10 protein-coding genes and 1 other RNA gene are annotated in these 9,107 nt (G+C 43.0%); 6 read left to right on the top strand and 5 right to left on the bottom strand.

Going from position 1 to position 9,107, the window contains the following annotated elements; translation table 11 throughout:
• The 6 genes from ACEW80_RS23930 to ACEW80_RS23905 form a co-directional block, all read left to right on the top strand.
• The coding region (locus tag ACEW80_RS23930) for a ribulose bisphosphate carboxylase small subunit (RefSeq protein ID WP_373528979.1) at positions 1 to 189 on the top strand (189 nt) is incomplete at its 5' end.
• A gap of 200 nt (positions 190 to 389) precedes the next feature.
• Positions 390 to 1,172, top strand: coding sequence for a transferase (locus tag ACEW80_RS23925; protein WP_373528980.1), 783 nt, complete (start codon positions 390 to 392; stop codon positions 1,170 to 1,172).
• A 48-nt stretch (positions 1,173 to 1,220) separates the two neighbouring features.
• On the top strand, positions 1,221 to 2,009 hold the full coding sequence (locus ACEW80_RS23920) for a BMC domain-containing protein (protein ID WP_373528978.1): 789 nt from the start codon (positions 1,221 to 1,223) through the stop codon (positions 2,007 to 2,009).
• Between the two features lie 238 nt (positions 2,010 to 2,247).
• Positions 2,248 to 3,189 carry a LysR substrate-binding domain-containing protein gene (locus ACEW80_RS23915; RefSeq protein ID WP_373528977.1) on the top strand — a complete coding sequence of 314 codons (942 nt, stop codon included), beginning with the start codon at positions 2,248 to 2,250 and terminating at the stop codon, positions 3,187 to 3,189.
• Positions 3,190 to 3,260: 71 nt separating this feature from the next.
• A complete protein-coding gene (locus ACEW80_RS23910; protein ID WP_373528976.1) occupies positions 3,261 to 3,824 on the top strand; it encodes a Uma2 family endonuclease in 564 nt (187 codons plus the stop codon).
• A gap of 8 nt (positions 3,825 to 3,832) precedes the next feature.
• Entirely contained in the window at positions 3,833 to 4,357 is a 525-nt protein-coding gene (locus ACEW80_RS23905) for a cobalamin biosynthesis protein (protein ID WP_373528975.1), read from the top strand.
• Between the two features lie 4 nt (positions 4,358 to 4,361).
• Here the strand turns inward: ACEW80_RS23905 and ACEW80_RS23900 are convergent, their stop codons facing one another.
• The 5 genes from ACEW80_RS23900 to ssrS form a co-directional block, all read right to left on the bottom strand.
• Positions 4,362 to 4,715 (bottom strand): phage holin family protein, encoded by a 354-nt coding sequence (locus tag ACEW80_RS23900; RefSeq protein ID WP_373528974.1) that lies wholly within the window; start codon positions 4,713 to 4,715, stop codon positions 4,362 to 4,364.
• A 246-nt stretch (positions 4,716 to 4,961) separates the two neighbouring features.
• Positions 4,962 to 5,963 carry a peptidoglycan-binding protein gene (locus ACEW80_RS23895; RefSeq protein WP_373528973.1) on the bottom strand — a complete coding sequence of 334 codons (1,002 nt, stop codon included), beginning with the start codon at positions 5,961 to 5,963 and terminating at the stop codon, positions 4,962 to 4,964.
• A 90-nt stretch (positions 5,964 to 6,053) separates the two neighbouring features.
• The gene (locus ACEW80_RS23890) at positions 6,054 to 7,325 is read right to left on the bottom strand and encodes a M16 family metallopeptidase (protein ID WP_373528972.1); all 1,272 of its coding nucleotides are present in this window, start codon (positions 7,323 to 7,325) and stop codon (positions 6,054 to 6,056) included.
• 59 nt (positions 7,326 to 7,384) lie between these two features.
• A complete protein-coding gene (locus ACEW80_RS23885) occupies positions 7,385 to 8,650 on the bottom strand; it encodes a M16 family metallopeptidase (protein ID WP_373528971.1) in 1,266 nt (421 codons plus the stop codon).
• A gap of 278 nt (positions 8,651 to 8,928) precedes the next feature.
• Positions 8,929 to 9,107: non-coding RNA, 6S RNA (ssrS, locus tag ACEW80_RS23880), on the bottom strand; the annotation flags it as partial.

The following is a 9,107-nucleotide window of genomic DNA, read 5'->3' as shown; positions in this document are numbered from 1 at the left end:
GTAGATGAACGGCGGTTCCGTACAGGTTCCTGGACTAGTACTGGTCAAATTCAAGCCTCCTCTGAAAGAGAAGCGATCGCAGCCGTAGAAGGGCATCTCGGCACATACCAAGGGGAATATGTCCGCTTAATTGGTATTGACCCCAAAGCCAAGCGTCGGGTATTAGAAACGATTATTCAACGACCATAGCAGTGCTGAGTGGAGCCGGAGACGCTCCACCTCTGGTTAAAAGTGCTGTTGGCGGATAGCTAGGGTTTAGCCCGTGCTGAGTTAACGCTTAAAGACATCAGTCACACCAACTGTAAACTCAGATTTTGGAACATACTAATTACTCAGCACTCAGCACTCAGCACTCAGCACTCAATTCGGCTTCCGAGGTTAAAATTTCCATGTCTGTGCCGCCACTGCGCCTCAGCAACAACTTTGATTCTTACATTAGTGGTGAGGTGACTATTCATCCAAGCGCAGTACTCGCACCTGGGGTGATCCTCCAAGCGGCTGCAAACAGCAAAATTATCATTGGACTAGGGGTGTGTATTGGTATGGGATCAATTCTCCAAGTCCATGAAGGAACCCTAGAGGTAGAAGCAGGCGCGAACCTGGGAGCCGGTTTTTTGATGGTTGGGAAGGGCAAAATTGGCGCAAATGCTTGCATTGGTTCGGCGACAACGGTTTTCAACTGTTCAGTTGAACCTGGACAAGTAGTTCCAGCTGGCTCGATTTTAGGAGACACTAGTCGGCAGATTGCCCAAACAAAGCAACTGGAAGCATCTACAAATAACCCAACTTCTACAAGTACACCACCGCAGAAGGAAGAGGAAAATGGCTTAGGTGGAGTTAAGGAAAAGGCAATTTCCTCAACTAACTTCTCAGCTGCGGCTTTTGTGGATTTCAAACGAAACAAGTCGATTTCTTACTTTAAATCTCCCGCGACCCCAGAAAGCCAGTCGGCTGCCGTAGAGGAACCTGTAAATAATCCTGACTCCACCTTGCAAGAAACTGCTCAAGAGTCTACAGAAAATGACTCAGACCCGACTCAACCAGCCACAGAATCGCCTAACAGTTTCGGAACTCAAATTTATGGGCAAGGGAGCATACACAGACTAATGACCACATTGTTTCCCCATAGACAATCTTTGAGCAACCCAAACTCTGACAATCAGTCTGAGTAAGTGTTAATTGTAAGTTGTCAGCTTTTTCCGGATCTTGGAGAATTCATCATGGAAACATCTAATCAACAGTCTATGAACACAATCCAGGGAGCGAGTAATCAAGACACCTTTCAGGATACTGCTTTGGGTTTAGTTTCTACCCGGAGCTTTCCGGCGATAGTTGGTACGGCGGATATGATGCTGAAATCGGCGGGAGTTCACCTAGTTGGCTATGAAAAAACTGGTAGTGGTCATTGTACTGCGATCGTTCGGGGTGGAATTGCTGACGTGCGTCTGGCGGTAGAATCAGGTGTGCAAACAGCTGAACAGTTTGGTCAGTTGATTTCTAGTTTGGTGATTGCCCGGCCTTATCCCAACTTAGATATAGTCCTTCCCATCACAACCCGTTTCACTAAATTGATGCAGGAGGGCAATTACAGCCGTCTGAGTAATCAAGCAATTGGTTTGGTAGAAACGCGAGGATTTCCTGCGATGGTAGGAGCGTGTGATGCCATGTTGAAAGCTGCTGATGTGTATTTAGCAGCCTATGAAAAAATTGGCGCAGGTTTATGTACAGCGATTATTCGTGGTTCTGTCGCAAATGTGGCGGTGGCAGTAGAAGCAGGAATGTTTGAGGCCGAACGCATTGGAGAATTGAATGCAGTAATGGTGATTCCTCGACCACTAGACGAAATGGAGCTAACTTTGCCATTAGCAAGTTGCTGGATAGAAGAACGTCAACCGTTAAACTTGCCAGTGAATATTAAAGAACAAGTTGCCGAAATCGAGGTACTAAGATTACCAGATTTGACAAAGCTAACTACAAAAATTACAGAAGAATTATGGAATGATGAATGATGAATTGTCGAAAATCTACATTCAACATTCATCGTTTAGATGGAAGGCATCTTACGCTTTTGCTGTTCTGATAATAGCTTCTTAAATCCATAAGTAAAATATCTTTATTTTTATAGCAATAATAGAGTTTTATCTATAAATAAAACTCGTTACTTTCTGTGAGCATTGCTATATAATTTGCCCCTCTTCAGCAATACTATTTTTATATCTATAATCGCTACTTACAGGAGAATTACCCTTGAAACAAGCGACGCTGCACCAGTTAAAGGTGTTCGAGGCGGCGGCACGGCACAGTAGCTTTACTCGTGCTGCTGAGGAATTGTTTCTCACCCAACCTACCGTTTCTATGCAGATCAAGCAACTCACAAAATCGGTAGGGTTGCCATTATTTGAGCAGGTAGGGAAGCGGTTGTATCTAACGGAGGCAGGGCGGGAATTATTTGTCACTTGTCGGCAAATTTTTGAAAATATAGCCCAGTATGAAATGAAGGTGGCAGATTTAAAAGGGCTAAAGCAGGGACAATTACGTTTGGCAGTGATTACAACAGCAAAATACTTTATTCCACGTTTGTTAGGGCCGTTTTGCGAACTTTATCCAGGGATTGATATCTCGCTGCAAGTCACGAATCACGAACAGATTTTGGAACGGATGAGTAATAATTTGGATGACTTATATATTATGAGTCAAATTCCAGAAAATAGGGATGTGACTTGTGAACCATTTTTAGAAAACCCTTTGATCGTCTTTGCACCGATTAATCATCCCTTATCTAAAGAAACAAATATTCCTATACAACGTCTGTCTGACGAACCTTTTATTATGCGGGAACCAGGTTCAGGAACTCGTCGCGCCGTCCAAAGCCTATTTGAAGAACAGGGGGTCAAGGTAAAAGTCAAGCTGGAATTGGGAAGTAATGAAGCAATTAAACAAGCGATCGCAGGTGGTTTAGGAATTTCGGTTTTATCTCGTCATACCTTACTATCAGATGCCTCAGAGTTCAGCATTTTAGATGTGCAACACTTTCCCATTCAGCGAAATTGGTACATGGTTTACCCATCTGGCAAGCAGTTATCTATCGTCGCTCGTGTTTATTATGATTATCTCCTGGCTGCGGCGAAAAACATTGTAGAGCAAAATGCTGTTACTGCTTTTAGTACTCTTGAATCAACTTACAGGTAAAATAATTCCTAATTACGTAATTTGTAATTGGTAAAGTTGGAAGAGTAAGGTTTTGTTGGAGGCGATCGCAAATGGTACGGACACCATCTAAAAACATAACTTTGGCGGAGTTTCTGATACTACCAGAAACCAAGCCCGCTAATGAATACATTGATGGTCAAATTATTCAAAAACCAATGGCACAGGGGAAGCACAGTATAATTCAAGGTGAGATGGTTAGCACTATCAACTTAACGGTGAAGCCCAAGCGAATTGCTCGTGCTTTTCCAGAACTGCGGTGTACTTTTGGTGGAAGGTCAATAGTGCCAGATGTTTGTGTGTTTACTTGGCAAAGAATTCCCCGTGATCAAAATGGTCAAGTTGCCAACGTCTTTAAAGCATCTCCCGATTGGACTATCGAGATTCTATCGCCTGACCAAAGACAAACGAAAGTTACAAAAAATATTCTACATTGTCTGAATTATGAAACACAAATGGGTTGGCTGATTGATCCAGAAGAACAAACGGTATTGGTGTACATCCGCAATCAACAGCCAGTCATGTTAGATGAACTAGAAGCTTTACTTCCTGTGCCAGATTTTGCAGGTGAGTTGAAACTGACAGTGGGAAATTTATTTGGTTGGCTGTTGGAGTAAACCCAAGTATGTCAAATTATTCTCAAGCGATCGCTCTTAGACACGAATTTAATCAGGAAATAGACCAAGTGCAACAGATTTTATGGGTAGGAATCGGTTGTAAACGGGGAACTTCATGTCAGTTGATCGATCAGGCGATTGAGCAAGTGTTTCGAGAAAATCAACTTTTTCAAAGTGCGATCATAGGTATTGCTACCATCGACACTAAAGCTTCGGAAGTTGGTTTAGTAGAACTTTGTCGCTTACGCAATTTGCCCCTAAGAACCTTTTCTGCCGAAATCCTTCGCTCTATCTGTGTCCCCAACCCTGCCACAATTATTGACCACGAAGTAGGTACACCTAGCGTAGCAGAGGCAGCTGCTGTTCTTGCAGCCTATCAACTCACCTCGTTGAGTGTTTTCCCCTTTACAACCATAGAGGAATTGCAGGTGAGGTTCTTAGTTCCTAAACGAATTTTTCAGTTACAAGGGCAACCAGGAGCGGTAACACTAGCTGTTGCTCAAGCTTCAAATATTAGCATTACAATTTACTAATTTTCTAGTCAACAACTCTCAAAAAATAATTAATTATGCTAGAAACAATTGCTAGCACAATTGAACCTAACAAAGCAGGTAAAAAGCCCTGAATCTCGAAACCATAACCAGGAGTTAGGGCACTTGCCAGCCAAAGGGCTAAGGCGTTGATCACTAATGTAAATAAACCAAAGGTGAGCAAGGTAATCGGAAACGTCAAAATCTGTAAAATTGGTCTAATAAATGCATTAACCAGACCAATAACAAAGGCAGCGATTAAGGCAGTCACAAAATTCTTGATAAAGAATCCCGGAACGATATTAGCAGTAATAAATAACGCCACCGCACTACCGAGCCAAGTTAATAAAAAGTGTTGCATAAGTTTTTTTGGAGGAATTAAGAGATACTTCCAATCGGGGTATCTTTATCGTATTGCAGGATGTACCGAATTAAATTCATAAAAATGGTGTGAAGCACAAAACCCCTACAGAGATTTCTTGACTTAGAGAAACCTGCGTAGGGGTTTCCAAAAAATAAATTATCCAGTTTTGTCGGGCAGTATCTTGCTTACGCCTTTGGTTACGGGCGGACGAGACGCTACGCATAGCAGTAGAGATAAGAAAGGCTAACGCCGCAAAAGAATCTCCCAAGTAGCCCCACCAGCTATGCCGTCAGCTTCTAAACCATAGCGCTTTTGTACAGCTTTCACAGCTGCCTCAGTTGTCACGCCAAAGTCTCCATCTGGCTGGCCTTTCAAATAACCAAGCCTTTTCAGTTGTTGTTGCAACTTGACAACTTCAGAACCACGTAACCCTATACGCAAAATTGGCAATCCTTCTAAGGTGTATTGAATACCAGGAGTTCGCTTAGTATTTGTATTTGACTGAGTTGAAGTAGTTTGTCTAGTTCGAGTAGTTGATGTAGTACGATTTGGCGTTTTCTGTGCCCTTGGAGTTGTAGCTTGTCTTGGTTTAGCAGGCTTTGGCTCAGGGTTAGTCGTAACTTGTGTTACAGCTTGTCTTGGTGGATTGAGGCTAGTAGGAACTTGTGTTACAGCTTGTCTTGGCGGATTGGGGCTGGGATTTGCAACGTTGGTGAGGTTGCTAGCCTGGGTTGGAACCGGAAAATTTGTAGCTGAGTTAAATCTTGGCTGGGATGAAGGAACAGTTGATGCGACGATCGCTTCTTTAGGGAAAAGTCGTTGCCAAGTGCTGGCATCAACAACACCATCTGGATTTAAGCCAGCTGCTTGTTTAAACCGGGAAACAGCACTGGCCGTATTCTCACTATATGTACCATCTACGACACCAGAGTAAAAACCTAAAAGTTTTAAAGCTGCTTGAAGCTCAGACACACGTTCGCCTTGGCTACCAACTTTCAGGGTAGGGCGGTTAATAGCATCTCCCGGATTTACTTGGGCTATTTTTTGTGGTGCAGCTATTGATACTAAAGCTGTTGAGGCCATAAGCAGAGGCGTAGTGGAAAACAAGAGTATTTCAATGGCTGATAAATAGTTACAGCTTTTTGTCCACCAACCTTTTTGCCGTTTTGCTATTATACAGCGATTTACAGTTGGATCTAGTAATTTTAAGTAACTCAAAATACTTGCTGTTAGGCTGCCTTGCATGGAATTTACTCCCAAAATATTCTCATGCTAATGGTACAGCCGCTTCGTCTAAAAAACAGCTGCTGCATTTGCGATCATATATAATCTTCCTTAGGCGATCGCCTGATTAATTGCTTCTTCTTGACCAACTAAAGACAAGTAAGGTGATTTTAAATACTTACAAGCTGAAGCGATCGCATCCTTGGCACTCACAGCCGCAATCAATTCTTGGAACTTTGTGTCAAAATCAATTCCTAAGCCCAAAATTTCATACCAGCCGTATATCTGAGCAATTTGCCCGTTTGTTTGTTTCCCTAAAGCATACTGCCCCAGGATCTTATTTTTAGCAGCTTGGAGTGCGCTTTCGGTTACTTCCGTGGTACACAATAAATCTACTTCTGTACGCAGTCCCTCTAAGGCTATAGTGGTATTCTCCGGTGCTGTACCCATGTAAACCACAAAAGACGCTGGAAATAGCCTTGTGGAGTAAAAGGCAGATACTTCGTAAGCTAAACCTCGCTTTTCTCGCAATTCGACAAACAAGCGACTAGAAAGCCCATTTCCTAAGTAGGTACATAACAACTTCAGTGGGGCGTAGTCAACAGAACTCACCGATGTTCCCAAATAACCGAGCATCACAATTGATTGTTGTGTCTGTACTGGTTTTAGCCTTACTTGCGGCTCCACCCTAATCTCAGGTAAATTCAGTATTGGCAGTGCTTGTGTGGTAATCTGCCAATCACCAAAAACTTCTTCTACCAACGCCACTGCATCTGTGGGTGTTACCCTACCAGCAATACTAATTACTATATTATCTGGACGAAAATAAGTCTGGTGATATTCCACTAAATCCGCACGAGTTATGCGACTCATGGTGGTTTCATCTCCCAGCACTGACATAGCATAGGGATGATTTTGGTACATTACCTGCCGCATTTGTTCAAAGGCGACGGTGAACGGTTGCTCTTTTTGGGAACGAATATCTTGGAGTGCTAAACGCCGTTCTAGTTCGACTTCAGTTTCGGGAAAAGTTGGCGATCGCAAAATCCGCCCTGCCAATGTTAAAATTTCCCTAAAATCGGATGTTACCGTTTTGAAAGATAGCAAAAAATAATCAGTACTGGTATCTGCACTCAAACTCGCCCCTACAGACTCGACAATTTCGGCAATTTCCAAACTAGAAAGTCCATCGCATCCCTTTGTCATCACTGCTGATAGCAAATGTGCCAACCCTGCTTGCTCCCGGTTTTCGTTACAACTACCAGCACGCACAAAGATTCGCGCCGCAATAATGTCCGCAGCAGGGTTTTCTGCCACCAGCACGACAATACCATTGTTCAATACGGTGCGATGGATAGGCGATTTTTGCAGCAAGGTTGTCATTTATAGTTTGTCCTTTGTCATTTGTCAAAAACTAATGCCCAATGCCCAATGCCCAATAACTAACATGGTTTAAGTACAGTAACCGCATAATTCTGCGGTGAGAGATACTGTTTAGCTAAATTTTGCAGTTCTTGGGCATCAAAAGACTGAATCTGCTGAGGATATGTCACAGCCAATTCAGCCTGAGCGATGGTATTGTAGTATCCATAAAGCCCAGTAAGCTGATTTGGCGTTTCGGTAGAAAACGCATACTCGTTACACAGCAGCCTGCGTGTACGGGCAAGTTCCTGTTCACTAATTCCTATAGTCTGCAAATCATCCAAATGAGCGCGAATTAACGACTCAACTTCCTCCAGATTTTCTGGTTCTAACCAAGCAGTAATTGTAAATAAACTTGATTCCCGTTGTAGAGAAAAATTACTGCAAATTCCTTGTACCAATTGCAAATTCTCTCGCAAATCGCGCACTAAACGCGAAGTCCGCCCTTCTGCTAGTAACACCGACAACAAATCTAAACCATAGCCAGTGCGGATTTCCTCTACTCCTGGTACCAGCCACGCCATCAACAATCGTGCTTGCTCTATGCGTGGTAAACACAGTTCTTGACGGTGAATTCCTGTTATCACTGGCTTTGCCACTTTCTCAAACTGCGGACAATTAGAGCGTTCGGCAAAATCCGCAAATGAACGATTTACCATTTCCCAAGCTGGTTCCTGGCCTATACCCCCTGCAATCACCACCGTCATATTTTCCGGTTGATAGTGAGTGCGGTGAAAACAGCGCATTGCTTCTGGTGATTGCTGCATCAGTTCTGGCTCAGTACCCAGCACCGAACGTCCGTAAGGGTGATGCTGATAGATGCTTTGAATCAAAGCTTGGAACCCTATCCAGTCAGAATCGTCATGACAAGAGCGAATTTCCTCTAGCACCACATCCCGTTCACGGCTAAATTCATCTTCTGGAATTGCCGCATTCAGCAGTAGTTCTCCCAAGTAGGGCAGAGTATCTTCCAGATAAGGGGCAGCTGTAGTGAGTGAATAATGAGCATAATCATAGCTTGTCGCCGCATTACTCACGCCACCCCGGTTTTCAACTTTGTAATCGAACATTCCAGGGGGTAGTGTCGCCGTCCCTTTAAAAATCATGTGTTCTAAAAAGTGCGCCATGCCGAACCACGGTTCTGGCTCTAGGCTTGCTCCAGCACGCACCCAGACATCCGCCACAACTACAGGGGTAGTGGGAATTTCTTGATGAATAAATGTTAAACCACTCTCTAGTCGGAAGATCGAGGCTGGAAATACGGTATTAGTTAGTTGTTTTAACAATTTTTTGTAGCTTTAACCACAGTTTCAGATAATTTCGTTATCTTAACTCTGAACGATACCTAATTTAGAATCAAACTATACAGATTTTGTTTTGCTCACCAAATATTGCTAACTTCTAAGTTAATAGAGATTAAACTTGTTTGATTAATACAGCCGAAATGCTTAATCTGCGTTGTTTCAGATTTTTAGTTTAGAATTTATTATTTGTACTATAAGTAATACTGATTTTAATAATTAAAGCTCCCAAGTTATAACTGACTTTAGGAGCTAATAATTTTAAGCTCACCGCGACGCCGTTTTACCTAAGTTTATGACCTGGGTTTATCCAGGTGGGAACCTAAATTCCTCGTTTAAAGTTTCCGGGTACATGCCCGGTCTACTGCCACGAGAACAGTTGACTCCCTTGTCATTAAAGGCATAGATCAAAAAACTTGATGGCAGTCACCAACGTCGTAGT

Origin of the sequence: Nostoc sp. (assembly GCF_041747015.1) — a bacterium.
Classification (GTDB): domain Bacteria; phylum Cyanobacteriota; class Cyanobacteriia; order Cyanobacteriales; family Nostocaceae; genus Nostoc.
The sequence above is the reverse complement of the archived record's forward strand: the minus strand, read 5'-3'. Positions and strand labels throughout refer to the sequence as shown.